Annotated in this window: 23 protein-coding genes; 21 read left to right on the top strand and 2 right to left on the bottom strand. The window is 69.2% G+C overall.

The features are described 5' to 3' along the window. The first annotated feature begins 1 nt into the window (after nt 1). The 16 genes from bchB to ACOEQ2_RS01725 all read left to right on the top strand — a co-directional run bounded on the left by bchB (nt 2) and on the right by ACOEQ2_RS01725 (nt 18,733). Nucleotides 2-1,534 (top strand): ferredoxin:protochlorophyllide reductase (ATP-dependent) subunit B, encoded by a 1,533-nt coding sequence (gene bchB, locus ACOEQ2_RS01800; RefSeq protein ID WP_419729688.1) that lies wholly within the window; start codon nt 2-4, stop codon nt 1,532-1,534. Then, a complete protein-coding gene (locus ACOEQ2_RS01795; RefSeq protein WP_419729687.1) occupies nt 1,509-5,129 on the top strand; it encodes a magnesium chelatase subunit H in 3,621 nt (1,206 codons plus the stop codon). The genes bchB and ACOEQ2_RS01795 overlap by 26 nt, the downstream gene beginning before the upstream one ends. A 2-nt stretch (nt 5,130-5,131) precedes the next feature. After that, nucleotides 5,132-6,046, top strand: coding sequence for a ferredoxin:protochlorophyllide reductase (ATP-dependent) iron-sulfur ATP-binding protein (gene bchL / locus ACOEQ2_RS01790; RefSeq protein ID WP_419729686.1), 915 nt, complete (start codon nt 5,132-5,134; stop codon nt 6,044-6,046). Further along, nucleotides 6,046-6,732, top strand: a complete 687-nt coding sequence (bchM, locus tag ACOEQ2_RS01785; protein WP_419729685.1) for a magnesium protoporphyrin IX methyltransferase — start codon at nt 6,046-6,048, stop codon at nt 6,730-6,732. Before bchL ends, bchM begins: the two co-directional genes overlap by 1 nt. Continuing rightward, nucleotides 6,729-8,186: a BCD family MFS transporter gene (locus ACOEQ2_RS01780; protein WP_419729684.1), complete on the top strand. Its 1,458-nt coding sequence runs from the start codon at nt 6,729-6,731 to the stop codon at nt 8,184-8,186. Before bchM ends, ACOEQ2_RS01780 begins: the two co-directional genes overlap by 4 nt. Further along, complete coding sequence (gene puhA, locus ACOEQ2_RS01775; protein WP_419729683.1) at nt 8,180-8,959, top strand: photosynthetic reaction center subunit H; 780 nt, start codon at nt 8,180-8,182, stop codon at nt 8,957-8,959. Before ACOEQ2_RS01780 ends, puhA begins: the two co-directional genes overlap by 7 nt. Further along, a complete protein-coding gene (gene puhB, locus ACOEQ2_RS01770) occupies nt 8,956-9,663 on the top strand; it encodes a photosynthetic complex putative assembly protein PuhB (RefSeq protein WP_419729682.1) in 708 nt (235 codons plus the stop codon). Before puhA ends, puhB begins: the two co-directional genes overlap by 4 nt. Beyond that, complete coding sequence (puhC, locus tag ACOEQ2_RS01765) at nt 9,660-10,103, top strand: photosynthetic complex assembly protein PuhC (RefSeq protein WP_419729681.1); 444 nt, start codon at nt 9,660-9,662, stop codon at nt 10,101-10,103. The genes puhB and puhC overlap by 4 nt, the downstream gene beginning before the upstream one ends. Beyond that, nucleotides 10,100-10,390, top strand: coding sequence for a hypothetical protein (locus tag ACOEQ2_RS01760; RefSeq protein ID WP_419729680.1), 291 nt, complete (start codon nt 10,100-10,102; stop codon nt 10,388-10,390). Before puhC ends, ACOEQ2_RS01760 begins: the two co-directional genes overlap by 4 nt. Next, a complete protein-coding gene (acsF, locus tag ACOEQ2_RS01755; protein WP_419729679.1) occupies nt 10,387-11,511 on the top strand; it encodes a magnesium-protoporphyrin IX monomethyl ester (oxidative) cyclase in 1,125 nt (374 codons plus the stop codon). Before ACOEQ2_RS01760 ends, acsF begins: the two co-directional genes overlap by 4 nt. A 10-nt stretch (nt 11,512-11,521) precedes the next feature. After that, nucleotides 11,522-13,354 carry a putative photosynthetic complex assembly protein PuhE gene (puhE, locus tag ACOEQ2_RS01750; protein ID WP_419729678.1) on the top strand — a complete coding sequence of 611 codons (1,833 nt, stop codon included), beginning with the start codon at nt 11,522-11,524 and terminating at the stop codon, nt 13,352-13,354. A 12-nt stretch (nt 13,355-13,366) separates the two neighbouring features. Then, nucleotides 13,367-14,584: a 5-aminolevulinate synthase gene (hemA, locus tag ACOEQ2_RS01745; RefSeq protein ID WP_419729677.1), complete on the top strand. Its 1,218-nt coding sequence runs from the start codon at nt 13,367-13,369 to the stop codon at nt 14,582-14,584. A gap of 143 nt (nt 14,585-14,727) precedes the next feature. Further along, a complete protein-coding gene (locus ACOEQ2_RS01740; RefSeq protein WP_419729676.1) occupies nt 14,728-15,708 on the top strand; it encodes an ATP-binding protein in 981 nt (326 codons plus the stop codon). After that, the gene (locus ACOEQ2_RS01735) at nt 15,701-17,518 is read left to right on the top strand and encodes a VWA domain-containing protein (protein ID WP_419729675.1); all 1,818 of its coding nucleotides are present in this window, start codon (nt 15,701-15,703) and stop codon (nt 17,516-17,518) included. Before ACOEQ2_RS01740 ends, ACOEQ2_RS01735 begins: the two co-directional genes overlap by 8 nt. A gap of 10 nt (nt 17,519-17,528) precedes the next feature. Further along, entirely contained in the window at nt 17,529-18,413 is an 885-nt protein-coding gene (gene bchO, locus ACOEQ2_RS01730) for an alpha/beta fold hydrolase BchO (protein ID WP_419729674.1), read from the top strand. After that, the gene (locus ACOEQ2_RS01725) at nt 18,407-18,733 is read left to right on the top strand and encodes a hypothetical protein (protein WP_419729673.1); all 327 of its coding nucleotides are present in this window, start codon (nt 18,407-18,409) and stop codon (nt 18,731-18,733) included. The genes bchO and ACOEQ2_RS01725 overlap by 7 nt, the downstream gene beginning before the upstream one ends. Here the strand turns inward: ACOEQ2_RS01725 and ACOEQ2_RS01720 are convergent. Further along, entirely contained in the window at nt 18,675-19,511 is an 837-nt protein-coding gene (locus ACOEQ2_RS01720) for a carotenoid 1,2-hydratase (protein WP_419729672.1), read from the bottom strand. The genes ACOEQ2_RS01725 and ACOEQ2_RS01720 overlap by 59 nt on opposite strands. 2 nt (nt 19,512-19,513) lie before the next feature. Then, nucleotides 19,514-21,103, bottom strand: coding sequence for a 1-hydroxycarotenoid 3,4-desaturase CrtD (crtD, locus tag ACOEQ2_RS01715; RefSeq protein ID WP_419729671.1), 1,590 nt, complete (start codon nt 21,101-21,103; stop codon nt 19,514-19,516). A 97-nt stretch (nt 21,104-21,200) separates the two neighbouring features. Between crtD and ACOEQ2_RS01710 the strand changes: the two genes are divergently transcribed. The 5 genes from ACOEQ2_RS01710 to bchY all read left to right on the top strand — a co-directional run bounded on the left by ACOEQ2_RS01710 (nt 21,201) and on the right by bchY (nt 26,661). Then, on the top strand, nt 21,201-22,124 hold the full coding sequence (locus ACOEQ2_RS01710) for a polyprenyl synthetase family protein (RefSeq protein WP_419729670.1): 924 nt from the start codon (nt 21,201-21,203) through the stop codon (nt 22,122-22,124). Then, nucleotides 22,124-23,242 (top strand): methyltransferase, encoded by a 1,119-nt coding sequence (locus tag ACOEQ2_RS01705; protein WP_419729669.1) that lies wholly within the window; start codon nt 22,124-22,126, stop codon nt 23,240-23,242. The genes ACOEQ2_RS01710 and ACOEQ2_RS01705 overlap by 1 nt, the downstream gene beginning before the upstream one ends. A gap of 82 nt (nt 23,243-23,324) precedes the next feature. Next, nucleotides 23,325-24,257, top strand: coding sequence for a chlorophyll synthesis pathway protein BchC (bchC, locus tag ACOEQ2_RS01700; RefSeq protein WP_419729668.1), 933 nt, complete (start codon nt 23,325-23,327; stop codon nt 24,255-24,257). Next, nucleotides 24,254-25,210 carry a chlorophyllide a reductase iron protein subunit X gene (locus ACOEQ2_RS01695; protein WP_419729667.1) on the top strand — a complete coding sequence of 319 codons (957 nt, stop codon included), beginning with the start codon at nt 24,254-24,256 and terminating at the stop codon, nt 25,208-25,210. The genes bchC and ACOEQ2_RS01695 overlap by 4 nt, the downstream gene beginning before the upstream one ends. 2 nt (nt 25,211-25,212) lie before the next feature. Continuing rightward, on the top strand, nt 25,213-26,661 hold the full coding sequence (bchY, locus tag ACOEQ2_RS01690; RefSeq protein WP_419729666.1) for a chlorophyllide a reductase subunit Y: 1,449 nt from the start codon (nt 25,213-25,215) through the stop codon (nt 26,659-26,661). The last annotated feature ends 2 nt before the right edge of the window (nt 26,662-26,663 follow it).

The following is a 26,663-nucleotide window of genomic DNA, read 5'->3' as shown; positions in this document are numbered from 1 at the left end:
GATGGAACTCTCGCTCTGGACCTACGAGGGACCGCCGCATGTGGGTGCGATGCGGATCGCGGCCTCGATGCGCGACGTGCATTACGTGCTGCATGCGCCGCAGGGCGATACCTACGCCGACCTGCTGTTCACCATGATCGAGCGGCGCCGCACGCGTCCGCCCGTCACCTACACGACCTTCCAGGCGCGCGACCTCGGCGGTGATACGGCCGGGCTGTTCAAGAACGCGGCTCGCGAGGCGGTCGAGCGGTATCGGCCGCAGGCGCTGCTGGTCGGGGCGTCCTGCACCGCGGAGCTGATCCAGGACGATCCGGGCGGCCTGGCGCGAGCACTCGGTCTCGACGTTCCGGTGATCGCGCTCGAGCTGCCGTCATACCAGCGCAAGGAGAACTGGGGCGCGGCCGAGACCTTCTACCAGCTGGTCCGCACGTTTGCGGTGAGCAAGCCGGAGCGCGTCACCGGGCAGCCGCCGCGCTGCAACCTGCTCGGATCGACCAGCCTCGGCTTCCGCCATCGCGACGACCTGCGCGAGATCACCGGGCTGCTGCATCGCCTCGGCGTGGCGGTCAACGTCACCGCACCGCTGGGCGCCGCACCTTCGGATCTCGCCAGGCTGGGAGAGGCGGACTTCAACATCGTGCTCTATCCCGAGATCGCCGATCAGGCGGCGGCCTACCTGGCACGCCGCTTCGGCCAGCAGACCGTCCGGAGCATCCCGATCGGGGTCGGCGGCACGCGCGACTTCATCGAGGAGGTGAGGGTCGCCGCCGGTCTCGATCCGCTCGACGTCGAGGCGTTGGCCCGGGCATCCGGACTGAACCTGCCCTGGTATTCGCGTTCGGTCGATTCGACGTACCTCACCGGCAAACGCGTGTTCATATTCGGCGACGCGACGCACGCCGTCGCCGCCGCCCGGGTGGCGGTCGCGGAGTTCGGCTTCACCCTGGTCGGTCTCGGTTCCTACAGTCGCGAACAGGCACGTTCGGTGCGCGATGCGGCCACCGCGCACGGCCTCACCGCGCTGATCACAGACGATCATCTCGATGTCGAGGCGGCGATCGAGGCGGCCCAGCCGGAGCTCGTGCTCGGCACGCAGATGGAGCGCCACATCGCCAAGCGCCTGGGCATCGGATGCGCGGTGATTTCGGCACCGGTGCATGTGCAGGACTTCCCCGCGCGCTTCTCGCCGCAGATGGGGTTCGAGGGCGCCAACGTGCTGTTCGACAGCTGGGTGCATCCACTGATGATGGGCCTCGAGGAGCATCTTCTGGCGATGTTCCGGGAGGATTTCGAATTTCATCCCGAAGCGCCGCCGTCGCATCTCGGTGCGCAGGTCGTCCCTGTCGCCGATCTTCCCGCAGCGATCCCGGCAGAATCCGGTTGGGCTCCCGAAGCCGAGCAGGAACTGCGCCGCATCCCGATCTTCGTGCGCGGCAAGGCCCGTCGGAACACCGAATTGTTCGCCCGCGAACGGGGCATGTCGATGATCACAGTGGAGACGCTGTACGATGCCAAAGCCCATTTCGCCCGCTGAGACGGTTCCTGTCCGCGTCACCATCGTCACGATGGACAGCCATCTGGCGCAGGCGGCACAGGCTGCCGGCCGCGAGTTGCAGAAGGACCTCCCCGGGCTGCATCTGAGCGTGCATGCCGCGGACGAGTGGGGCCAGGATGCGGCCATGCTGGCCACCTGCCGCGACGACATCGCGCAGGCCGACATCGTCATCGCCACCATGCTGTTCCTCGATGACCACATCAGCGCGGTGCTGCCTGCGCTGACCGCACGGCGCGAGACGTGCGACGCCATGGTCTGCTGCCTGTCCGCCGGCGAGGTGGTGCGTCTGACCCGCCTCGGGCGGTTCGACATGTCCGCCGAAGCGACCGGGCTCATGGGCCTGCTCAAGCGGATGCGCGGTTCGCGCGGCAAGGGCGGCGCGCCGTCGAGCGGGCGCGACCAGATGAGCATGCTGCGTCGCCTGCCGAAGCTGCTGCGCTTCATCCCCGGGCCGGCGCAGGATGCCCGCGCGTATTTCCTCTCCCTGCAATACTGGCTGGCGGGATCGCAGAGCAATCTCGTCGGGCTGATGCGCCTGCTGGTCGATCGTTACGCGACCGGGCCACGCGAGGCGCTTCGTGGGCAGCTACCGGCGGCACCGCCGATCGAGTATCCCGAGGTCGGGCTGTATCATCCGCGCGCGCCCGACCGGATCGTCACCCACCGCGACGCGCTACCGGCCCCGTCGGCCGGGGTCGGTGGCGAGGCCGGCACGGTCGGGCTGCTGCTGATGCGCTCCTATATCCTGGCCGGCAATGCCGCGCATTATGACGGGGTGATCGACGCCCTCGAGGCGCGCGGGCTCCGGGTCGTCCCGGCCTTTGCGTCCGGCCTGGATCAGCGACCGGCGATCGAGACGTATTTCCGCCAGGACGGCGTGCCGGCGGTCGATGCGATCGTGTCGCTGACCGGATTCTCCCTTGTCGGCGGTCCTGCCTATAACGATGCCAAGGCGGCCGAGATCCTGCTGACCGATTTCGACGTGCCGTATGTCGCCGCCCATCCGGCTGAATTCCAGACGCTGCAGCAATGGCAGCTCGATCCGCGCGGGCTGCTGCCGGTCGAGGCAGCGATGATGGTGGCGATCCCGGAACTCGACGGCGCGATCTGCCCGATGACCTTCGGCGGCCGTTCATCAGACTCGTCCGACGACCAGCAGCGGCAGATGGAGGTGCATCCCGAACGCGCCGCCATGCTCGCCGCCCGTGTGAAGCGCCTGGTGACGTTGCGGCGGAGCGAGCGCGCCGATCGTCGCCTGGCGATCGTGCTGTTCAACTTCCCGCCGAACGCGGGCGCTGTCGGGACCGCCGCGTATCTGTCGGTGTTCGAGTCTCTGCACAACACGCTCCTCGCGCTGGCTGCCGGCGGATATTCTGTCGACGTTCCGGCCGATGTCGATGCGCTGCGTGCCCGGGTATTGGAGGGCAATGCCGAGCGGCTCGGCGCCGAGGCCAATGTCGTGCACGCGATCCCGTCCGGAGAGCATGTCCGACGCGAACGCTGGCTCGGCGACATCGAGCGGCAGTGGGGCGCGGCCCCGGGGCGGCAGAACAGCGACGGCAGCTCGATCTTCGTGCTTGGCGCCCGGTTCGGCAACGTGCTCGTCGGGATCCAGCCATCGTTCGGCTACGAGGGCGATCCGATGCGGATGCTGTTCGAGCATGGCTCGGCCCCCACACACGCGTTTTCTGCGTTCTACCGCTACATCTCGGAGGATTTCGACGCGCATGCGGTGCTGCATTTCGGCACCCACGGCGCGCTGGAGTTCATGCCGGGCAAGCATGCCGGGCTGTCCGGCGCGTGCTGGCCGGACCGGCTGATCGGCGACCTGCCGAACTACTACCTCTACGCCGCGAATAATCCGTCCGAGGGCATGCTGGCCAAGCGTCGCTCCGGGGCCACGCTGATCAGCTACATGACGCCGCCGCTCGGCACCGCAGGCCTGTATCGCGGCCTGCTCGACCTGAAGGCGTCGATCGATCGCTGGCGATGGATGGAGCCCGGGACCGATCCGGAGCAGCGCCATCAGCTGGGCGCGCTGGTGCAGGCGCAGGCCGCCGCCGTGGATCTGGCCGAGGCCAGCCCGGACTGGGACGACGATGCCGACCGGCAGATCGAAAGCCTGAGGACCAGCCTGCATGAGCTCGAACAGACCCTGATCCCGCACGGGCTGCATGTGGTCGGGCGGCCGTTCGACGAGGCCGCACGCCGCTCCATGCTCGATGCCGCGATGATCGACGATCCGGTACGCCGGGCCGAGCTCGACGCCCTGCTGGCCGAGGATCACGAGCTTCCGGCACTGCTGCATGCGCTCGATGGCAGGTTCGTCCGGCCGGTGGTGGGCGGCGACTTCGTGCGCAGCCCGGACATGCTGCCGACCGGCCGCAACCTGCACGGGCTCGATCCCTTCCGCATTCCGAGCGCGTTCGCGGTGAAGGATGGTGCGCTGCAGGCCGAGCGTCTGCTGGCCCGCCATTGCGAGGAGGGTCACGCCCTCCCGGAGACGATCGCGATGGTGCTCTGGGGCACCGACAATCTGAAGAGCGAGGGCGGCCCGCTGTCGCAGGCGCTCTGGCTGATGGGAGCGGAGCCGCGTCACGACAGCTACGGGCGACTGGTCGGCGCGCAGCTGGTGCCGCTCGAGCGGCTCGGCCGGCCGCGGATCGACGTGGTGCTGACGCTGTCTGGCATCTTCCGCGATCTGCTGCCGCTGCAGATGCGCCTGCTTGCCGAAGCCGCCTTGATGGCCGCCTCGGTCGATGAGCCGGGCGAACTCAATTTCATCCGCCGGCATGCGCTGGCCTTTGTCGCGTCGCACGGCGTTTCGCTCGAGGAGGCGGCGTTGCGGGTGTTCGGCAATGCGAGCGACGCCTATGGCTCCAACGTGAACCTGCTGGTCGGGCAGGGCGGCTGGAACGACGAGAACCAGCTCGCCGAGATGTTCGTCGCACGCAAGGGTCATGCGTACGGCGTCGATGGGGTCTCGCGCCGGCATGACGCCCTGCTCGGGCAGATCCTCAAGAGCGTCGATATCGCCTACCAGAACCTCGAATCGGTGGAGGTGGGTGTCACCACCATCGACCACTACTACGACACGCTCGGCGGCATCGGACGTGCCGTGCAGCGGGCGCGCGGCGAGCAGGTGCCGGTCTATATCGGCGACCAGACCCGCGGCGCCGGACTGGTGCGGACGCTGGGCGAGCAGATCTCGCTCGAGACGCGCACACGCACCCTGAACCCGGTCTATTACGAGGCGCTGCTCGCGCATGGCGGCGAGGGTGTGCGAAATCTTGAGGCCCAGGTCACCAACACGCTCGGCTGGTCTGCGACGACCGGCCAGGTCGCACCCTGGGTGTATCGGCAGATCACCGAGACTTTCGTGCAGGAAAAGAGCATGCGGGATCGGTTGTCGGCTTTGAACCCGACCGCAGCGGCGCAGATCATCAACCGGTTGATCGAGGCAAGCGACCGGAAATACTGGTCGCCCGATGCGGCGATGCTGGACAGCCTGCACGAGGCAAGCGACGAACTCGAAGACCGAGTCGAAGGCATTCTCACGGAAGTGGCGGCCTGATCATGAACGATGTACGAACACTCCTCCGCGAAGCGGTATCCGGTTGCGCGCCCTGCGGCGACGGCGAGGGCAGCGTTCAGGTCACGTTGGATGCGCAGCGTGGCGCCCGAGCGGCCCGGACGTTCGCGATCTACGGCAAGGGCGGCATCGGCAAGAGCACGACATCGTCGAACCTGTCGGCGGCGTTCGCGAAGCTCGGCCATCGCGTGCTGCAGATCGGCTGCGATCCGAAGCACGACTCCACCTTCACCCTGACCAAGCGCCTGATCCCGACGGTCATCGACGTGCTGGAATCGGTCGATTTCCATCCCGAGGAGTTGCGCGCGGAGGATTTCGTGTTCGAGGGCACGGGTGGCGTGATGTGCGTCGAGGCGGGCGGGCCGCCGGCCGGAACCGGATGCGGCGGCTACGTCGTCGGGCAGACGGTGAAACTGCTGCGTGAGCATCACCTGCTCGAGGATACCGACGTGGTGATCTTCGATGTGCTGGGCGACGTCGTATGCGGCGGCTTCGCGGCACCGCTGCAGCATGCCGACCAGGCGCTGATCGTCGCGGCCAACGATTTCGACTCGATCTTCGCGATGAACCGGATCGTCGCGGCGATCGCGGCGAAGGCGCGCAACTACGATGTCCGGCTGGGCGGGGTGATCGTCAATCGTAGCGCCGATGTCGACCAGATCGAGCGCTACAACCAGGCGGTCGGCATGCGCACGCTGGCGCATTTCCCCGATCTGGACGTGATCCGTCGCTCGCGCCTCAAGAAATCGACGCTGTTCGAGATGGACAGCTCGCCTGAGGTGGATGCGGTGCAGGCGGAGTATCTGCGTCTGGCGCAGAGCCTCTGGGACGGTGTCGAGCCGCTGACCGCGCAGCCGATGAAGGATCGCGACATCTTCGACCTGCTCGGATACGAGTGATGCAGGCTGCGACATACCTGAAGCGTCGGGCGCAGCTCGAGACGTATTTCGACCGGACGGCCCTCGAGGCCTGGGCGAAACTCACCTCGGATGCGCCGCTCGGGAAAGTCCGGGCGTCGGTGCGCGCCGGTCGCGACCGCATGCGCGCCACCCTGCTGGACTGGATGCCGGCCGACCTTTCCGGATGCCGCGTGCTCGATGCCGGTTGCGGCACCGGCAGCCTGGCCGTCCAGGCAGCGCGGCGCGGTGCGGAGGTGGTCGCGGTCGATCTTTCGCCGAAGCTGCTCGACCTGGCTCGCCAGCGGCTGCCGGTGGATGTCGCCGGCAGGGTGCGGTTCCTGCCGGGCGACATGCTCGATGCGTCGCTCGGCGTGTTTGACCACGTCGTGGCGATGGACTCGCTGATCCATTACCCGGCGCCCGACATGGCGCAGGCGGTCCAGGCGCTGGCCGCGCGTGCCCGTCGCTCGGTCGCCTTCACCTTCGCGCCACGGACGCCGGCATTGACCGCGATGCATGCCGTGGGTCGGCTGTTCCCGCGTGGTGATCGCGCGCCGGCAATCGAGCCGGTGTCGCCCCGCCGCATCGAGGGCCTGCTGCGAAACGCCGGCCTGCACCCGGGCCGCAGCCTGCGTGTCGAGAGCGGCTTCTACATCTCGCAGGCAATGGAGCTGGTGATCTCGTGAAACCCGCCGGCGCCCTCGTTCGCGGCTGGAGCCATGTCGGGCTGCGGTTTCTGCCGATCGCCGAGGCGCGTGTCGGGATCACGGAAATCGGCATCCCGCTGTCGCAGCTGCTGCGATTGTCGCTGTTCCAGGTTTCGGTCGGCATGGCGGTGGCGCTGGTGATCGGTACGCTGAACCGGGTGATGATCGTCGAGCTCGGCGTGCCGGCGCGACTGGTCGGGCTGATGGTGGCGTTGCCGCTGCTGCTGGCGCCGTTCCGCGCGGTGATCGGCTTCCGCTCCGATACCCACCGGTCGCTGCTCGGCTGGAAGCGCGTGCCGTATCTGTGGATCGGCACGATGCTGCAGTTCGGCGGCCTGTCGATCATGCCGTTCGCGCTGCTGCTGCTCTCCGAGGGCGGCCTGGCACCGCCGATCGTCGGCGAGCTCGGGGCGGCGTTCGCGTTCCTGCTGGTCGGCGCCGGGTTGCACATGACCCAGACGGTCGGACTGGCGCTCGCCACCGACCTGACGCCACCGCGCTCGCGGCCGATGGTCGTGGCGCTCCTGTGCGTGATGCTGCTGGTGGGGGTGGTCGCCAGCGCGCTGGTATTCGGCGTCCTGCTCGCACAGTTCAGCGAGAAACGGCTGATCCAGGTGGTGCAGGGGGCTGCGGTGGTGACCGTGTTGCTCAACGGCGTGGCACTCTGGAAGCAGGAGCCGCGTGCGCCATCGACGCCCGGCATCGCCCTGCCGCGCGTGTTGCTGCGCGACGCCTGGCGCGCCCTTCAGGCCGAGCCGAATCTGCGACGCCGCCTGACAGCCGTGTGGTTCGGCACCATCGCCTTCAGCCTGCAGGACGTGCTGCTGGAGCCCTATGGCGGCCAGGTGCTGCATTTGCGGGTGGGGGTGACGACTGCGCTGACGGCACTTCTGGCGGTCGGGGGCCTGCTCGGCTTCGGACTGTCGGCGCGGCTGCTGCTGCGCGGCATGGATCGCTACCGCGTGGCGGCGATCGGTACGCTGGCCGGTCTGCTGGCGTTTCCCGCGGTGATCGTGTCGGCGCCGGCCGAGAGCACCGGCCTGTTCGCGATCGGGACCACCCTGGTGGGCTTCGGGAGCGCGCTGTTCCTCGCCGGGACCTTGTCGGGTGCGATGGATGCGGCAGAGGCCGGCAGCACCGGACTGGCGCTCGGCACCTGGGGAGCGGTGCAATCCTTTGCCGCCGGGGCTGCCATCGCGCTCGGTGCGGGCTTGCGCGACGGCGTCAGCGCTCTGGCCGGATCCGGCCGGTTCGGACCCGGATTGGCGTCGCAATCGGTCGGTTACGACGCAGTCTATACCCTCGAGATCATTCTGCTCTTCGTCACCCTCGCGGCACTCGGGCCGCTGGTGAGCTTCCGGCTGCAGGCCCGTGCTCCAGTGCCCGGGACCGCCGTCTTTTCATCCCGACAACAGGAGACCGGCCAATGCTGAGAGGCGCGCTGACGGGTTACGTCGATGTGGCGCAGGTGGCGCTCTACGTGTTCTGGGGGTTCTTCTTCGGGCTGGTTCTCTACCTGATCCGGGAGAATCACCGTGAGGGCTACCCGCTCGTGTCGGAGGTCCCAGGCCAGGTCGGACGCCCGATCACACCGGGTTTTCCGCCCGTGGATATCAAGTTCTTCCGCCTCTACCATGGCGGGATCGCGCAGAATCCGGGTCTCGCCGACCCGCGCAACGAGTTGAATGCACGGCCGGCGGCGCTGTTTCCCGGCGCACCGATCGAGCCGCTCGGCGACCCGTTTCTCGACGGCATCGGGCCTGCCGCCTGGGCGGTGCGCGAGGACTTGCCGGACCTCACCATCGACGGCGCCGTGAAGTTCCGGCCGATGCGCGATCTCGAGCAGTATTCCCTCGATCCGCGCACGCCGAACCCGATCGGCTGGCCGGTCGTCGGTGCGGACAACATCGTTGCAGGCCACGTCATCGATGTCTGGATCGACGAGGTCGAGAACGAGGTCGTCTATCTCGAGCTGCAGCTGTCTGATCCCCTGGTCGGCCCAGTGCTGGTGCCGCAGACCTTCGTGCGGTTCCGGGCGCGGACCAGCACGGTCTCCGTGCGTGCCCTGCTTGCGTCGCAGTTCGAGTTCATTCCGCGGACCCGCCTGCCGAACGTGACGACCCGGCTCGAGGAGGACCGCATCCTGGCCTATTTCGGCGGCGGGGCGCTGTTTGCCACGCCGGCCCGCCGGGGCCCTCTGCTGTGAACCGGATCCGCGTTCTTCGCCACGGCAACGCGCCCGGCGACGACCGCAAGGGCTTGCGCCCGATGGGGTCGGCATCGGGTCTTCCCGCACCGCTGCCGGCGAACGAATCGCTGCTCTGGCAGGGCAGTCCGGAGTGGCGCGTGCTGTTGCGGCGGGCACTGCACGTGCGGGCGATCGCCGCATATTTCGCCGTCCTGATGGTCTGGTGCCTGGTTGTCGCCGTCCGCACCGGCTCGTACCGGATGTGGTTCTCGCTCGCCACGCTGGCGGTGCTGGGGTCGTTCGTCCTTGGCATGGCGGCGTTGTATGCGTGGCTGGTGGCGCGCACGACGATGTACACCATCACCGAGCGTCGCGTCGTGCTGAAGGCCGGCATCGCGCTGTCGATGAGCATCAACCTGCCGTACAAGGCGATCGACGGAGCCTCGCTCAGGCTCAATCCGGACGGTACCGGCGACATCCCGCTGCTGCTCGAGGGCCCGACGCGGATCGGGTTCACCCAGCTCTGGCCGCATGTCCGCCCATGGCGGATGAACCGGGTGCAGCCGATGCTGCGCGCCATTCCGGATGCCGCGCGCGTGGCACAGCTGCTGTCGGCGGCGCTGGCTGCCAGCGCAGGGCAAGCGACGCAGCCGGCCTCGCTGCAGGAACCGGCCCCCCGTGTGCGTGAGGCTGCGCGTGCCACTGCGGACGCAGGCGCATGAACGCGATGTCTCCGGTTCAGGTGCGACGCCGGGTGCCGCTGCCGCCGTTGATCGCGCTGTCGGCCTTCGCGCTGGTCGGCGTCGTGGCGATGATCCCGACGCACAACTCCACGCCGGCGCGGGTCCAGGCCGAACGACGCCTGCGCTTCGATGACGCCGCCAACGACCTCATCATCGTGCGCGACGCCGATAGCGGCCGGACCATCGCCACGATCCCGGTGGCCGACCAGGGCTTCGCGCGCGGGCTGGTGCACGCGCTGGAGGTGATGCGTCACCGCTATCGCGCGCCGTTGGACGGCCCATACATACTCGAGCGGCTCGATGACGGCCGGCTGGTGCTGAACGATCCGTCGGCGCCGATGCATATCGACATCGAAAGCTTCGGGCCGACCAACGAGGCGGTGTTCGCCGGGTATCTTGGCGAAGGGGCACGGAAATGATCGGTGGCTCACGCCAGGTGCAGGCGCACTGCCTGCTCGACATCGAGCACAGCTTCGACAGCCTGCACGCGTACGCGGTGCCGCAGGATGTCGAGATCAATCCCGGCGACGTGGTGCATCTGCACGACGCGCCGACCCGGATCGCCGATGGCGAGAGCCTGACCCGGGAATGCCGGATCACCGTGCAACGTGCCGGTCCGTTGCTGCAGGCGTGGACGCGGGCCGTCTCGGTCTTCTTCCTCACCAGCCTCTACGAGGTCGGCTTCGACGCGAAGGACACACCATGAGCGACGTGCTCGATCCCGATCTGCGGCAGCTGGCCGAGCCGAAGCGCGACGCGCATGGGCCGGCCGTGCGAACCGGCGGCAAGCGCTCGTCGGAACGCGCCGCCCCGCCCGAGGAGACGGTTCTCAGTCCGCGATTCTACACCACGGATTTCGACTACATGGACCGGCTCGATGTCGGACTGGTGCGCACCGAGTGGGACGCGCTGATCGCCGAGATGAAGGCCGATCCGAACCGCGGCCATTTCATCCGCGATGCCCGCTTCGATGTCGATTTGTCATCGATGCCGGAGGAGTTGCGCACGGAGCTGCTCGATTTCCTGATCAGCTCGGTGACGGCGGAGTTTTCCGGCTGCGTGCTTTATGCCGAGATCCGCAAGCGCATCAAGAACCCCGACATCCACGCGCTGTTCGGCTGCATGGCGCGTGACGAGGCCCGTCATGCCGGTTTCATCAACAGCTCGCTGAAGGATTTCGAGGTCGGCATCGATCTCGGCTTTCTCGCGCGCGCCAAGAAATACACCTACTTCAAGCCGAAATTCGTGTTCTACGCGACCTACCTGTCGGAAAAGATCGGCTATGCGCGCTATATCAGCATCTTCCGGCAGCTCGAGCGGCATCCGGAGCGCCGCATCCATCCGATTTTTGCCTGGTTCGAAAACTGGTGCGGCGACGAGTTCCGCCACGGCGAGGCGTTCGCGCTGCTGATGCGTGCCGATCCGGCGTTGCTGCGCGGTCGCAACCTGTTGTGGATCCGCTTCTTCCTGCTGGCGGTGTTCGCGACGATGTATGTGCGCGACCATTCGCGACCGGTCTTCCACGCCGCCCTCGGGCTCGATCCGACCGAGTACGACATGCAGGTGTTCCGCATCACCCAGGAGATCGCCGGCCAGGTGTTTCCGGTGGCGCTCGATCTCGACAATCCGGCCTTCCTGCGCGGCTTCGAACGGCTGCGCGGATTGTCGCGGCGGATCGATGCGGCACGCGCACGCGGCGGGTTTGCCGCGCGCGTGCAGCGGATCGCGCTGTCCGGTGCCGCGGGTCTGGCCTTTGCCCGTCTGTATCTTCTGCCGGTCAAGCATCGCACGTTGCCGGCCGGTGTCCGTCTGCAGCCAACCTGGTAGGAACCAGCCGATGTCGCTCTACGTCCTGCCGGCGCTGTTCGCGCTGTTCGTCTGGTGGTTCAGCACCGGCGTGATCATGTATCTCGACGGGCTGCCGCGGCGCACGTTCCGCTGGAGCCTGCTGGGCGCCACGGTGCTGTTGTTCGGGTCGTTCTATGGCCTCTGGGCGACACGCGGCGACCTCACCCTGCGCGGCGCCTATCTCGCCTTCACGTTCGGACTGCTTGCCTGGGGCTGGCAGGAAATCTCGTTCTACATGGGCTACGTGACCGGCCCGCGCCGGGCGCCCTGCGCCGACGGCTGCAGCGGCTGGCGGCATTTCGGCCATGCGATCCAGACCAGCCTGTGGCACGAGCTCGCCATCATCGGGGCCGCGATCATCGTGGTCGCGCTGACCTGGGGCGGCCGCAACCAGATCGGCACCTGGACCTTCATGGTGCTGTGGTGGATGCACCAGAGTGCGAAGCTCAACGTGTTCCTGGGCGTGCGCAACCTGAACGAGGAGTTCCTGCCGGAGCACCTGCAGTTCCTGAAGTCGTTCCTTACCAAGAAGCCGATGAACCTGCTGTTTCCGGTCTCGATCACCATCTCGACGGTGATCCTGGTGAAGCTGGTGCAGGCGGCGGACGCGCCCGGCGTGACACGGTTCGATGCCGCCGGATACTGCTTCCTGTCGACGCTGATGGCGCTGGCGATCCTGGAACATTGGCTGCTGATGCTGCCGCTGCCGGGCGCCGCCCTCTGGAACTGGAGCCTGCGCTCGCGCAAGCCGGTGTCGGCGGTCGATGTCGAGGTGGTGGCGGGCTTCCTGGGTGCCGGCAAGACCACGGTCATGGCGCGCCGCATCGGCCAGCAGAAGGCCGGCGGCATCGGGCCGCGCACGGTGGTGCTGGTGAACGACTTCGCCGCCGCCGGGATCGATGGCAGCCTGCTGGGCGACCAGGGTGCCGCGGTGGTGGAGCTGCCGAACGGCTGCATCTGCTGCTCGCTCAAGCAGGATCTCGGCCGCCAGATCAACGCGGTGATCGCCGATCATGCGCCGGACCGGATCCTGATCGAGCCGAGCGGTGTTGCAGACCTGGCCTCGCTGATCGCGGTGCTGTCGCAGCCGGACATCAAGCCGATGGTGCGTGGCCTGCAGGTGTCGACGGTGATCGATGCCGGCAGCTTCCTGCGGGATTTCGCCCGCATGCCGACGCATCTGGAAGCACAGGCCCGGCTCGCCGACGAGCTCATTCTCAACAAGACCGACCTGGTGTCGCCGGCCGAGCGGCACCTGATCGAGAACACGCTCAGGATGCAGAACCGCCGGGCGCGGATCATGCTCGCGAGCTTCGGCGAGATCGAGGATGAGGCCGCATTGCCGCGGCTGGCGGCCGACGCGCGTCCGGTGGCCGATCCGGCCGTTCCCGCTGTGGCCGGGCCGCCGGCGGAACACGCGCACCACCACCATCACCATGCGCACGAAGCACAACACGCGGACGAGGCACCGCACGCGCACGAAGCACACGAGCCGCACGACGCACATGGCGCGCACGCGCACGGGCCGGACCTGTCCTCGTGGAGCGGTGCGCTCGCGGGGACGCTCGATCCGCAGCACCTGGCTGACGTGCTCGGGCGGACCCTGGCCGGCCAGTATGGCGAGGTCGAGCGGCTGAAGGGCATCGCGCAGGCGGGCGGCGGCTGGGTGCGTTTCGACATCGCCGGCGGCCGCGTGAACATGGTGGCGTTCGCGGCCAGGGAGGACGAGCTGCCGCGGGTCGTGGCGATCGGGCGCAGGCTCGACGAGATGCGTCTGCAGGCCGCGTTCGACGGCTGTGTCGCGCTCGCCGTCGCGGCTTGAGGGCGGACGAGGATGGATTACGAACGCTTCTTCCGTCGCCAGATCGAGCGCCTGCGTGCAGACGGCAATTATCGCGTGTTCGCCGAGATCGAGCGCCACGCGGGCAAGTTCCCGCGCGCCACCTTGCACGATCCCGCCGGCGGCCCGTCACGCGAGATCACCATCTGGTGCTCGAACGACTATCTCGGCATGGGCCAGCATCCCGACGTGATGCAGGCGATGCACGACGCCCTCGACCGTCTCGGCGCCGGCGCCGGCGGCACGCGTAACATCGCCGGCACCAGCATCGCCCATGTCGAGCTCGAGCAGGAACTCGCCGCCCTGCACGGCAAGGAGCGCGCGCTGCTGTTCGCGTCCGGCTACATGTCGAATTGGGCGACGCTCGGCACCATCGCGGCACGGATCCCCGGCTGCATCGTGCTGTCCGACGCCGGCAACCACGCCTCGATGATCGAGGGCATCCGGCACAGCCGCGCCGAGCGCCACATCTTCGCGCATAACGACGCCGCCGATCTCGATCGCATCCTGTCCGGCCTGGACCCGGACGCGCCCAAGATCATCGCCTTCGAGAGCATCTATTCGATGGATGGCGACATCGCGCCGATCGCCGCGATCTGCGACGTGGCCGAGCGTCACGGCGCCATGACCTACCTCGACGAGGTCCATGCCGTCGGGTTGTACGGGCCGCAGGGCGCCGGGATCGCCGCGCGCGAGGGGGTGTCCGACCGGCTGACCATCATCGAGGGCACGCTCGGCAAGGGTTTCGGGGTGGTCGGTGGCTACATCGCCGCCTCGGACGCGCTGTGCGATTTCGTGCGCTCGTTCGCCTCCGGCTACATCTTCTCGACCGCGCTGCCGCCGGCCATCGCCGCCGGCGCCTGCGCCAGCATCCGGGTGGTCCGCGGCGCCGACGCATTGCGTGCCCGCCATGCCGAGCGGGTGATGGCGGTGCGGCGAGCACTCGACGAGCACCAGGTGCCGCATCTGGAAAACGCCTCGCACATCGTGCCGGTGATCGTCGGTGATCCGATCGAGACCAAGCGGCTGACCGACCGGCTGCTGACGCGGCACGGCATCTACGTGCAGCCGATCAACTACCCGACCGTGCCGCGTGGCACCGAGCGGCTGCGCCTGACGCCGACGCCGATGCACGACGACCAGGACATCGCCCGGCTGGCGGAGGCGATAGGCACCGAATGGGCAGCGCTCGCCACACGCAGGAGTGCCTGATGCACGGTGTGTTGCCGGTTCCGTTCTTCCCGCCCGCAGCCGACCAGGCCCGGCCGCGACTGCAGCGTACGACCGTCAAAGCTCGCCCGGCGGCACCCGTCCGTCGCTGTTTTCCGTTCACCGCGATCGTCGGCCAGGAGGAAATGACTCAGGCTCTGGTGCTGGCGGCGATCGATCCGCGCATCGGCGGGGTGCTGGTGCTGGGCGACCGCGGCACCGGCAAATCCACCGCGATCCGGGCGCTGGCGGCCCTGCTGCCATCGATCCGCGTGGTCGCCGACTGCCTCTATAATTGCGACCCGGACTGCCCGGCCGCCGACTGCCCGCATTGTCGGCCGCCGGGCGCCGCACCGCGTCTGCGCGCGCAAACCGTGCCGGTCCCCACCATCGACCTGCCGCTCGGCGCCACCGAGGATCGCGTGGTCGGTGCGCTCGATCTCGAGCGGGCCCTGGCGGACGGCGCCAAGCGCTTCGAGCCGGGTCTGCTGGCCCGCGCGCATCGCGGCTTCCTCTACATCGACGAGGTCAACCTGCTCGAGGACCATCTGGTCGACCTGCTGCTCGACGTCGCTGCATCCGGCGAGAACCTGGTCGAGCGCGAGGGTTTGAGCATCCGCCACCCCTCGCGGTTCGTGCTGGTGGGCAGCGGCAACCCCGAGGAGGGCGACCTGCGCCCGCAGCTGCTCGACCGCTTCGGCCTGGCGGTCGAGGTCACCACGCCGACCGTGCTCGCGCAGCGGATCGAGGTGCTGCGTCGGCGCGAGGCCTTCGACACCGATCCGGATGCGTTCCTGCAGCACTGGAGCGGCCCCGAGCTCGTGCTGCGTGAGCGCATCGTGGCAGCGCGCGCCAGGCTGGCTGCCGTGCAGACGCCGGAGCCGGTGCTGGAGAGCGTGGCGCGGCTGTGCCTCTCACTCGGCACCGACGGGCTGCGCGGCGAGTTGTCCCTGCTGCGGGCCGCACGCGCGCTTGCCTGTTTCCAGGACGACCCGGTGGTCGATGAGCACCACCTGCGGGCGGTGGCGATCCCGGCGCTGCGCCATCGGATGCGGCGCAACCCGCTCGATGAGGGCAGCGCTACGCCCCGCGTCGAACGGGCGCTGGCCGAACTCTACGATGCCTGAAGCGGGGTCGTCCGGGGGCGCGCCGTCCTGGGATCGCGCGCTGCTGGCGGCGCGACTGTTCGCGGTGCAGCCGGGCCGGCTGGTGCTGCATGTGAGGTCCGGCGCGGGGCCGACCCGGGCGGCGTTCCTGCAGGCACTCCGCGAGCCGCTTCCCGCCACCATGCCGGTGCTGCGCTGCCCGGTGCTGCCGACCGCCGAGGCGCTGCTGGGCGAGCTCGACCTGTCGGCGACGCTGCTCGCTGCGCGGCCGGTCTGGCGCCAGGGGCTGCTGGACCGATCGGTGGGTGGTGTCCTGCTGGTCGCCTCGGCCGAGCGACTGACCGGCGAGACGGCGGCCCTGCTATGCGGCGCGCTCGACGCGGAGCATGCGCCGGGACTGGACGCACTCGGTCTCGTTCTCCTCGATGAAGGCGAGCCGGACGAGGCATTGCCGGCGGTGTTGCTGGACCGGGTGGCGATCCGGGTCGAGCTCGACGGCATCCGCGCGGGGGATGCGGCGACGATGTGTCTGGCGGCCGCGCGGCGTGGGTTCCGGGCGGTTCGGTGTCCGGATCCGGTCATGGACGCGCTGTGCCACGCGGCGGAAGCGCTGGGCATCGCGCCGCTGCGGGCGACGTTGCTGGCCGCGCGGATCGCCCGGGCCGCGGCCTCGCTTGCCGGCCGCGCCGAGGTGGATGGCGAGGATGCGGCACTCGCAGCCGGCCTCGTGCTGGCGCCGCGCGCTACCCGGCTTCCGGTGTCGGAGCCGCCGGCCGAGAATGCGCCGCACCCCGAACCGGCGCCTTCGCCGGAGCAGGCGGATGCCGGAACTTCCCCGGCCAACCCTGGCAGGGATCAAGCGGCCGCCCAGCAGCCTGAGGACGTTTCCCCGACCGAGGGCGATGCGGCGACGCAGGCCGCATCCGAGGCAGGTCCGGCTCCGGAGGCCATGCAGGAGAGCGTGCTCGCGGCCGCAGCCGCCGCGGTGCCGGCTGGGCTGCTCGATCGCGGATCCGGCCCGGGTTCTCGAATCACGGCGACCGCCGCCGGCCGAAATGGCCATGGCGACGTCATGGGCACGCGTGGGCGTCCGCTGGCACCGCGGCGCGGCACGCCCAATGGCGGCAACCGGCTGGCTTTGGTCGAGACCCTGCGCAGCGCCGCACCGTGGCAGCGATCGCGTCGCGCGGCCGCCCGGCCATCCGAGGCCGGAGCCCTGCCACGCCTGCTGGTGCGTGGCTCGGACCTGCACGTGATCCGCTGCAGCCGGCGCCCCCGGAGCACCGCCATCTTTCTGGTCGATGCCTCCGGCTCGGCCGCCCTGCATCGTCTGGCCGAGGCCAAGGGCGCGATCGAGCTGCTGCTCGGCGAATGCTACGTGCGGCGCGATCGGGTGGCGCTGCTGGTGTTTCGGGGTGGCGGGACGGAGCTGCTACTGCCGCCGACCGGTGCGCTCGCCCGCGCCCGTCGCAGCCTGGCCGCGATGACCAGCGGCGGCGGCACTCCGCTGGCGGCCGGGCTCGATGCCGCCATCCTGCTGGCGAGCGGCCTGCGTCGCCGTGGCGAGAGCACGCTGATCGTGACGCTCACCGACGGCCGCGCCAACATCGCCCGCGACGGAACTGCCGGGCGTGTGCAGGCCGGACGCGACGCAACCGAGAGCGCCTCCCGGTTGCGGGCCGCCGGGCTCCCCGCGCTGCTGGTCGATATCGCGCCGCGCGCACAGCCGAAGGCCGAGGGTCTGGCCGCCGCCATGGGCGCGCCCTATCTGCATCTGGCGCGGAGCGAGCCGGCGCTGCTGTCACGCGCCGTCCGGGCTCTCGTCGCATGAAGGGGCCGCGATGAACTGGGAGACCCAGGGGCAGGGCTGGCCGAACCGCGCCAGCAGCCGCTTCGTGCAAGCCGGCTCGCTGCGCTGGCATGTGCAGATCATGGGTGAGGGGCCGACGCTGCTGCTGCTGCACGGCACCGGCGCTGCCACCCACTCCTGGCGCGACCTGATGCCGTTGCTGGCGCGCAACTTCACCGTCGTGGCACCCGATCTTCCGGGCCACGGCTTCACCGAGGCGCCGCGTCCGGAGCTGATGTCGCTCGCCGGCCAGGCGCGGCTGCTGGGCCGTCTGCTGGATCAGCTCGCAATGAAGCCGATGATTGCCATCGGCCATTCCGCGGGCGCCGCCCTCTTGGCCCGCATGACTCTCGATGGCAGCATCGCTCCCGCGGCGATGATCAGCCTCAACGGCGCGCTGCTGCCGCTCAAGGGGCCATCGTCGCAGATCTTTCCTGCCGCCGCGCGGCTGCTCGCTGCCGGCACCCTGGTGCCGCGGCTGTTCTCGCTGCATGCCGGCAACCGCGCCTGGCTGCGGCATTTCATGGACAATACCGGCTCGAAGATCGACCGAGAGGGGATCCGTCTCTACCAGCAGCTGCTGAGCGACCCCGGCCACGTGTCGAGCGCGCTGCGGATGATGGCGCACTGGCAGCTGGACACGCTCACCCCATCGCTGCCGGAACTCGACTGCCGCGTGATGCTGGTCGGTGGCGAAGTCGATCGGATGATCCCGCCCAAGGCCACCCTCGAGGTCGGTCGGCTGCTGCCGGGCGCCGAGCTGGTGATGCTGCCCGGGCTCGGCCACCTCGCGCATGAGGAGAGGCCGGACCTGGTTGCCGGGCTCACCGAACGGCTGTTCGCGGAGAGCGTCCCGGCGCTTCGGCTCGCATGCTGACCTGGTGGTTCGCGGATGGCCGGATCATCGACGCGATCCTGCTGCTGGTGCTTGCGGAGGCCGTGGTGCTGGCGTGGCGCTTCGGGCGGCCGGGGCGTTGGGCGGCGTCGCTTGCGGCCGGCTTCATGCTGATGCTGGCGCTGCGCCTGGCGCTCGGGAGTGCCTCGCCGGTCTGGTTGGCGCTGTGCCTGCTGCTGTCGCTGGCCGCGCACCTCGTGGATCTGTGGATCCGCTTGCGTCCGCGATCGGCAGCCTGGCGCGTCACCTCAGCGCGCGGGGGATCCGGAACGGCAGCATCGCCTGCGTCCACGGCGCCTTGAAGCGGTCGAGATCGAGGCTCTCATGCATGGCCGGCGCGGTCTCGCCGAGCAGCCGGGTCTGCAGCACGGAGCGCGCGTAGAACGGCGAATCCTGCAGCGTCTGCACCACGCTCGCAGTGCCGCCGGTATCGCAGCGGGTGAAGCGGGGCAGCCGCCAGCGCGTGCGTGGCAGGGTCACGGCCGTCGGCGCCTCGAGCGGTGACACGCTGCCGTCACGCGCAACCTGCAACCCGAGCTCGCGTTTCTGCCCGTCGCGACCCTCGACGTCGTACAGGATCGCGGTGCGGTCGCGCAGCGGGACGCGGCACCAGTCCCAGCGCCGGAACGAGGCCTCCAGCGGACCGTCGCCGTCATTGCTGTCGAGATAGCCGTTGCCGCTCCAGCGCAGTCCGGGCTGGTCGAGCTCGACCTCCACGCGTGCACGCGGCGCCATCGGCGACCAGCGATGCAGTCCGGCCGGATCGAGAGACTCGCGATGCCCGGTGATGGCCTCCGGATGCACCCGGATGCGGCCGCGTATCGCGTGCGGGATCGGAAACGACCGTTCCCTGATCTCGATCTCCAGCACGCCGTTGCGCCAGCTCAGGCTGCTCGGCCCGATCGCGATATGATGCGCGTCGCGGTGCAGGCTGGCCTCGCCCCGCTCGGTCATTGCCCAGCGCCGCGTGCCGCCATACAGCGAGATATTGAGCGCACAATGGCGTTCGGCGCGCCCGTCGCCCCGGCGGCGCATCCAGGCATAGTACGGCGAGAATACGCTGCCGATGAAGGCGATCACGGTCAGGCCGGTGTGTCCGTCATCGGCGAGCGCGTCGAGATACCACCAGCCATAGCCGGACGGCGGGACAACGAGGTCGAAACGAGGTCCGAGATGATCCGCGCCGCCGCGAGACGTCCCGACAGCGCCGCCATCGGGACCCCCGGACCCGGGTGCACGCTGCCCCCGGTCAGATAGAGGCCGGGCAGCCTCGAGCGACTCCCCGGCCGGCTGAACGATGCCGCCCAGCCATGCGTCGCCGGACCGTACAGCGCGCCCCCGGTCCCCGGATACAACGCCGCGTACTCCCTCGGGCCGGTCCGTTGCATCACCTCCGGCCTGAGCCGCACGCCGCTGCGCTGCAACCGCGTCATCATCCGGGTTTCGCATTCATCGAGCTCCACTGCATCGAAACGATCCTGGTCGCCCAGCGCTGGGGCGTTGACCAGGCAAAGCAGGCGTTCAGGTCCGGCGTGGGGTCCCGTCGGGCCGGAACAATCCTGCCCGGCGTCCCGATCCTGAGCGCATACATAGACGGTCGGGGAGGCAGGCATGCGGTGATGCCGGAAGATGTCCTCGAACTCGCCCGACGCGTCGCCGGAAAAGAACACGTTGTGGCGCACCAGCGGGAAACCGTCAGTCTCTGCCACCACGCTCCAGGTGACTGCAGATAATGATCGGGCCCGGAGGGGTGTCGGGCGTGCGGCCGCTCTGGCGTCGGCGCCGAACGATCCCGCGGCCAGGGATGCGGTCTCGGCGTTGCAGAGCACGGCATCGCTCTCGATGTGCTCGCCATCCGCCAGCGTCACGCCGACCGCCTTTTTGTTGTGGACGATGATCTCCCGGACCGGGGCATCGAACCGCAGTGTTGCGCCGAGTTGCGTCGCCAGCTCCGCCATCGAAGCCGCAAGCCGGTGCATGCCGCCCTCGACCAGCCAGACCCCCTGCTGCTCGACATGCGCCACCAGCATGAGCGTCGCCGGCGCGTCGATGGGCGAGGAGCCGCAATAGGTGGCGTAGCGGCCGAACAACTGTCGCAGCCTGGGGTCGTGAAATTCCTGCGCAAGTGCGGTGGCCATGCGCGTGAACGGCCTGATCCGGGACAGCGCGAGCGGTCCGGCGCGCCAGGTCAGCGACAGCACGTTCGGCCGTGGCGCCCGCATGAAAGACTGGTCCAGCGTGCGATGGATCCGTGCCGCGGACGCGCAGAACGACCGGAACCGCCTGGCCTCGCCGCTGCCTGCGAGTTCGGCGATCGCCTGTTCCGAACGGGCGGTGTCTGCGAACAGATCGAGGGTCGTGCCGTCCTCCCAGGCATGGCGCGCGAGGATCTCCGCCGGATGCATCGTGACGTGCCGGTCGAGCAGGCTGCCGGCATCCTCGAACAGCGCCTCGAACACGTCGCGCATCGTCAGAACCGTCGGCCCGGCATCCAAGCGGGCCTCGCCATGCGGGGTCGCGAGCGGTACGACCCGCATCTTGCCGCCGGGTGCAGCCTGACGTTCCAGCAGATCGACCTGGATACCCTGGCGCGCGAGGTCAATTGCCGCCGCGAGGCCGCCCATGCCGGCACCGATGATCGTGACACGACGGCGACGGCCCAATCGCGTCACATCTCCATCCAGCAACGGTTGAGGATGTCATGCATAACTGACACTATGATCAGGAAGAACAATCTGACAATCGGCCATGTCACCAGGGGAGGTGCCGATGGACATCCTGACACAGCTTGACGGAGTCCTGGATGACGCGATCTCCGGAGCGGCAGGTCCGGGTGGTCCACCGCGACTGGCCGATGCCATGCGGCACGCCGTCTTCCCGGGAGGCGCCCGGGTCCGGCCGCGACTCTGCCTTGCGGTCGCCGCGTCATGTGGCGGTGACATGAATGCCGCCGGGGCCGCCGCCGCCGCGATCGAGCTGCTGCACTGCGCCTCGCTCGTGCATGATGACCTGCCGTGCTTCGACGACGCGCCGCTGCGACGTGGGCGCGCTTCCGTGCATCGTGCTTTCGGGCAGCCATTGGCGGTGCTGGCCGGTGACGCGCTGATCGTCCTCGCCTTCGAGGTCCTGGCGCAGCGGATCACGAGCGACGGGAAGCTGGCCCCGTTGATGGTGTTGCTGGCCCGCGCTGCCGGATCGCCGTACGGGCTGGCGGCGGGCCAGGCGTGGGAGTGCGAGCGGGACGTGGTGCTGGCGACCTATCACCGGGCCAAGACCGCGTCGCTGTTCGCCGCTGCCGCCGAGGCGGGGGCGATCGTGGGCGGTGCGGATCCGGCAGCCTGGCGCGGTCTGGGCGATTGTCTCGGGCAGGCCTACCAGGTCGCCGACGACATCCGCGATGTGGTGACGAGCGCGTCGCAGATGGGCAAGTCGCCTGGCCGCGACAGGGCACTCGGCCGGCCGAGTGCGGTCTCGCTGCACGGCCTGTCCGGCGCACGCGAGCACCTGGACCAGCTGGTGTCCGAGGCTGTCGCGTCGATCCCGGCCTGCGTCGGCAGATCCGCGCTGGTGTCGCTGATCGGGCATGAGTTGCGGCGGCTGCTGCCGGAGGGATCCGTCATGCCGGCGTCCGGGTCGCCGCTGATCCCGCTTCAGGCCGAACCGTCGCGTCCCGGGGCATCCCAGGCGGCGTGATGCTGCTCGGGTCGTGGCTGGACCGGTTGCAGAGCAGCCGGCATTTCCGGCGCGCGGCAATGGCATTCCCGCTGACACGGCCGATCGCACGCAGACGGGCGCGGGATCTTTTCGATCTGGCCGGAGGGTTCGTCTATACGCAGGTCCTGACCGCCTGCGTGCAGCTCGATCTGCCGGAGCTGCTGCGCCGCGGTCCGGCCACCGCCGAAACGCTGGCGCTTCCGCTCGGCCTCGCACCCGATGCCGCACGGCGACTGCTGGATGCGGCGACGGCGCTGCGTATCACCCGGCATCGCGGCGGCGGACGCTATGGCCTCGGTCCGCTCGGCGCGGCGCTGATCGACAATGCCGGCGTCACCGCAATGATCCGCCACCACGCGCTGCTCTATGACGACCTGCGCGATCCGGTAGCGCTGCTCCGCCGCGAGGCCGGCGCCACCCGACTCGGTCGCTACTGGTCGTATGCCGGGCCGGGCGAGGCGGCTGCGCTGCGGGAGAGTGATGTCGCGCCGTACTCCGCGCTGATGGCGGAGTCGCAGGCGATGGTCGCCGAGCAGGCCCTGGCCGCCTATCCGCTCGACGGCCACCGGCTGCTGCTCGATATCGGCGGTGGTGACGGCAGCTTCCTGATCGCGGCGGCACGGCGTGCTCCCGGGCTGCGCCTGGCGTTGTTCGACCTGCCCGCGGTCGTATCGCTTGCAGATGCACGCCTGGCCGATGCCGGCCTTGCCGGGCGCACCACGACGCATGGCGGTGATTTCCAACGGGACGCGCTGCCGTCCGGCGCCGATCTCGTATCGGTGGTGCGGGTCCTGCACGACCATGACGACGCGACCGTCATGGCGCTGCTGCGCAAGATCCGGGCGGCCCTCGTCCCCGGTGGCACCCTGCTGATCGTCGAGCCGATGGCCGACACGCCCGGCGTCGCGGCCATGGGGGGCGCCTATTTCGGATTCTACCTGTTGGCGATGGGACGCGGCATGCCGAGGAGTGCTGCGCGCCTGACCCGGATGCTGCGGGACGCCGGTTTCACGCGCTGCCGGACTTTGCCGACGCACCTGCCGCTGGTCACGCAACTGATTTCGGCCCGCGGATCACGAAATGACCCGCAGCTGTAAGTCCAGCTTGCCTAACAAGATTGTCATGCTAGGTTGACACATGCCGGCGTCGCACCAGACAGACGCGACAGGAGGACCAATCATGCAGACCGTCGCCGTGGTCATGACCGCTCCCGGACATGCCGGCCTGGATCTGCTGGATCTCTCACCTCCGGGCGAGGACGACGTGGTCGTCGATATCGACTGGAGCGGCATCAGCGCCGGCACCGAGCGACTGCTCTGGACCGGCCGCATGCCCGACTTCCCCGGCATGGGGTATCCGCTGGTGCCGGGCTACGAGTCCGTCGGGCGCATCATCGAGGCGGGTGCCGGCTCGGGTCGCTCGGAAGGCGAGATCGTATTCGTTCCAGGCGCACGCTGCTTCGGCTCGACGCGGGGTCTGTTCGGCGGCGCCGCGGCGAGGCTGGTGACGGGTGGCAGCCGCGTCGTGCCGATCGAGGCCGGCATGGGCGAGCGCGGGACCCTGCTTGCATTGGCAGCCACGGCCTATCACGCGATCGCGCTGCAGCCTCCGGAGCTCCTGATCGGACATGGCGTGCTGGGCCGCCTGATCGCGCGGATCACCATCGCCCTCGGGCATCCGGCGCCGATGGTCTGGGAAGCGCTTCCCGGACGCGCCTCCGGAGCGGACGGATATACCGTCTCGACATCCGAGCAGGACGCGCGGCGCGACTACAAGACCATCATCGATGCCAGCGGCGACATGGCGGTGCTCGACACGGCAATTGCACGGCTGGCTCCCGGCGGCGAGGTCGTTCTGGCCGGATTCTACGCCGGCACGCTCTCGTTCGCATTTGCGCCGGCCTTCATGCGCGAGGCCCGCCTGCGTATTGTCGCGGAATGGAAGCCCGACGATCTCAAGATGGTGCAGCGACTTCTCGCTGACCGCACGCTCTCGCTCGACGGCCTGATCACGCATCGCCGCCGGGCGGTGGATGCACAGGCGGCCTATCTGACGGCATTCGACGATCCCGAATGCCTCAAGATGATTCTCGATTGGAGAACACCGGCATGAACGCTGAAACCCCGATCATCGCAGGTGACGCGTCAGAGTCCAAGAAAGAGGCGCAGATCATTGCCATCTATGGCAAGGGTGGCATCGGCAAGAGCTTCACGCTCGCCAACCTGTCCTACTCGATGGCTCAGCACGGAAAACGCGTCCTGCTGATCGGGTGCGACCCGAAGAGCGACACGACGTCGCTGCTGTTCGGCGGCCGCTCCTGCCCGACGATCATCGAGACCTCGTCGAAGAAGAAAGCCGCCGGCGAAAAAGTGCAGATCGGCGACGTCTGCTTCAAGCGTGACGGCGTGTTCGCGATGGAACTCGGCGGCCCGGAGGTCGGGCGTGGCTGCGGTGGTCGCGGCATCATCCACGGTTTCGAGCTGCTGGAAAAACTCGGGTTTCATGAGTGGGGTTTCGACTACGTGCTGCTGGACTTCCTCGGCGACGTGGTCTGCGGCGGCTTCGGACTGCCGATCGCGCGCGACATGTGCCACAAGGTGATCGTCGTCGGCTCCAACGACCTGCAATCCCTTTACGTCGCCAACAACGTCTGTTCGGCGGTCGAGTATTTCTGCAAGCTCGGCGGCCATGTCGGGGTCGCCGGCCTGGTGATCAACAAGGATGACGGTACCGGCGAGGCGGCCGCATTCGCCAAGGCGGTCGGCATCCCGGTGCTCGCCGCGATCCCGGCCGATGACGACATCCGTCGCAAGAGCGCCAACTACGAGATCGTCGGCAGCATCGGCAGCCCGTGGGAGCCGATCTTCGCCGACCTCGCGGAACAGATCGACGCGGCACCGCCGCTGCGGCCGAATCCGCTCACGCACGACAACCTGCTCGACCTGTTCAAGGGCGATGCCGTCGGTCGGGACGTCGTGCTGCAGCCGGCGACGATGAACGACATGTGGGCCGGCACCCTCGCCGCCGAGCTTCCGTCGCTCGAAGTGATCTACGAAGGCGCCTGATCATGCAGGACATCGACATCCAGCCCGGCGCCGGCGGCAACGCAACGGCCGTGCCTGCGACAGCCACCGCGGATGCCGGTTGTCATGGCGGCCGCGAGACCCTGGTGGCGGCCGCACGCGCCGCCGGACGCAGCGACACGCTCGATCGCCTGCTCACCGATTATCCACGCGGACCGCACGACCAGCCGCAATCGATGTGCCCGGCGTTCGGGTCGCTCCGGGTCGGGCTGCGCATGCGCCGGGTCGCCACCATCCTCTGCGGCTCGGCCTGCTGCGTGTACGGGCTGAGCTTCACCTCGCGCTTCTACGGCGCCAGGCGCAGCGTCGGCTACGTGCCGTTCAACTCGGAATCGCTGGTCCGCGGCCAGCTGTTCGAGGACATCCGCGAGGCCGTGTTCGAGACCGCGAAACCCGCGGACTATGACGCGGTCGTCGTCATCAATCTCTGCGTGCCGACCGCGTCCGGGGTGCCGCTCGAGCTCCTGCCGAAGCAGATCGACGGCGTGCGCATCATCGGCATCGATGTGCCCGGTTTCGGCGTGCCGACCCATGCCGAGGCCAAGGACGTGCTGTCCGGTGCGATGCTGCGGGCGGCGCGGGCGGAGATCGCCGCCGGTCCGGTGCAGCGCCCGCGCGGGCAGGCTTCGGACCAGCCCACCGTCACCCTGGTCGGCGAGATGTTCCCGGCCGATCCGGTCGCCGTCTCGAGGCTGCTGGCGCCGCTCGGGCTCGCGGTCGCGCCGCCGGTGCCGGCGCGGGAGTGGCGCGACCTGTACGGCGCGCTCGATTGCGACGTGGTGGCGGCGATCCATCCGTTCTATGTCGCCTCGTTCCGCGAATTCGCCGCCGCCGGCCGGCCGATCGTCGCCTCCGGCCCTGTCGGCGCGGCTGCCACCGAGGCCTGGCTGGGCTCGATCGCGGCGGCACTGGGCCTGCCCGGATCATCGCTCGACGCTGCACTCGACGCGTCGCTGCCGGCGCTGCGTGCGGCACTCGTCGCCAACCCGATCAAGGCCCGCCTGACGCTGTCCGGCTACGAAGGCTCCGAGCTCCTGGTGGCCAGGCTGCTGATCGAGGCCGGCGCGGACCTGCCCTATGTCGGCACCGCCTGCCCGCGCACGGACTGGACCGAGGCCGACCGCATCTGGCTCGAAGCCCGCGGCGTGCACGTGCAGTTCCGTGCCTCGCTCGAGCAGGATCTCGAGGCCATGCGCATCGTCAAGCCTGACCTCGCCATCGGCACCACGCCGGTGGTGCAGAAGGCCAAGGAGCAGGGCATCCCGGCGATCTACTACACCAACATGGTGTCCGGCCGTCCGCTGCTCGGGCTCCCCGGTATTGCCGCGATGGCGCAGATCGTGCTCGCGCAGACCCGCGGGCGAGAGCGGTTCGAACGCATGGTGTCGTTCTTCGGCACCGGCGCCCCGGCTTCCATCGCGAAGGCGGGCTGAGG

This window comes from Lichenicola sp., assembly GCF_965198575.1.
Taxonomy (GTDB): domain Bacteria; phylum Pseudomonadota; class Alphaproteobacteria; order Acetobacterales; family Acetobacteraceae; genus Lichenicola.
The sequence above is the reverse complement of the archived record's forward strand: the minus strand, read 5'-3'. Positions and strand labels throughout refer to the sequence as shown.

Excerpts from the sequence above, each read along its gene's own strand:
- bchB (WP_419729688.1), top strand. The coding sequence starts at position 2 with ATGGAACTCTCGCTCTGGACCTACGAGGGACCGCCGCATGTGGGTGCG.
- ACOEQ2_RS01795 (WP_419729687.1), top strand. The coding sequence starts at position 1,509 with ATGCCAAAGCCCATTTCGCCCGCTGAGACGGTTCCTGTCCGCGTCACC.
- bchL (WP_419729686.1), top strand. The coding sequence starts at position 5,132 with ATGAACGATGTACGAACACTCCTCCGCGAAGCGGTATCCGGTTGCGCG.
- bchM (WP_419729685.1), top strand. The coding sequence starts at position 6,046 with ATGCAGGCTGCGACATACCTGAAGCGTCGGGCGCAGCTCGAGACGTAT.
- puhA (WP_419729683.1), top strand. The coding sequence starts at position 8,180 with ATGCTGAGAGGCGCGCTGACGGGTTACGTCGATGTGGCGCAGGTGGCG.
- puhC (WP_419729681.1), top strand. The coding sequence starts at position 9,660 with ATGAACGCGATGTCTCCGGTTCAGGTGCGACGCCGGGTGCCGCTGCCG.
- ACOEQ2_RS01760 (WP_419729680.1), top strand. The coding sequence starts at position 10,100 with ATGATCGGTGGCTCACGCCAGGTGCAGGCGCACTGCCTGCTCGACATC.
- acsF (WP_419729679.1), top strand. The coding sequence starts at position 10,387 with ATGAGCGACGTGCTCGATCCCGATCTGCGGCAGCTGGCCGAGCCGAAG.
- puhE (WP_419729678.1), top strand. The coding sequence starts at position 11,522 with ATGTCGCTCTACGTCCTGCCGGCGCTGTTCGCGCTGTTCGTCTGGTGG.
- hemA (WP_419729677.1), top strand. The coding sequence starts at position 13,367 with ATGGATTACGAACGCTTCTTCCGTCGCCAGATCGAGCGCCTGCGTGCA.
- ACOEQ2_RS01740 (WP_419729676.1), top strand. The coding sequence starts at position 14,728 with ATGACTCAGGCTCTGGTGCTGGCGGCGATCGATCCGCGCATCGGCGGG.
- ACOEQ2_RS01735 (WP_419729675.1), top strand. The coding sequence starts at position 15,701 with ATGCCTGAAGCGGGGTCGTCCGGGGGCGCGCCGTCCTGGGATCGCGCG.
- bchO (WP_419729674.1), top strand. The coding sequence starts at position 17,529 with ATGAACTGGGAGACCCAGGGGCAGGGCTGGCCGAACCGCGCCAGCAGC.
- ACOEQ2_RS01725 (WP_419729673.1), top strand. The coding sequence starts at position 18,407 with ATGCTGACCTGGTGGTTCGCGGATGGCCGGATCATCGACGCGATCCTG.
- ACOEQ2_RS01710 (WP_419729670.1), top strand. The coding sequence starts at position 21,201 with ATGGACATCCTGACACAGCTTGACGGAGTCCTGGATGACGCGATCTCC.
- ACOEQ2_RS01705 (WP_419729669.1), top strand. The coding sequence starts at position 22,124 with ATGCTGCTCGGGTCGTGGCTGGACCGGTTGCAGAGCAGCCGGCATTTC.
- bchC (WP_419729668.1), top strand. The coding sequence starts at position 23,325 with ATGCAGACCGTCGCCGTGGTCATGACCGCTCCCGGACATGCCGGCCTG.
- ACOEQ2_RS01695 (WP_419729667.1), top strand. The coding sequence starts at position 24,254 with ATGAACGCTGAAACCCCGATCATCGCAGGTGACGCGTCAGAGTCCAAG.
- bchY (WP_419729666.1), top strand. The coding sequence starts at position 25,213 with ATGCAGGACATCGACATCCAGCCCGGCGCCGGCGGCAACGCAACGGCC.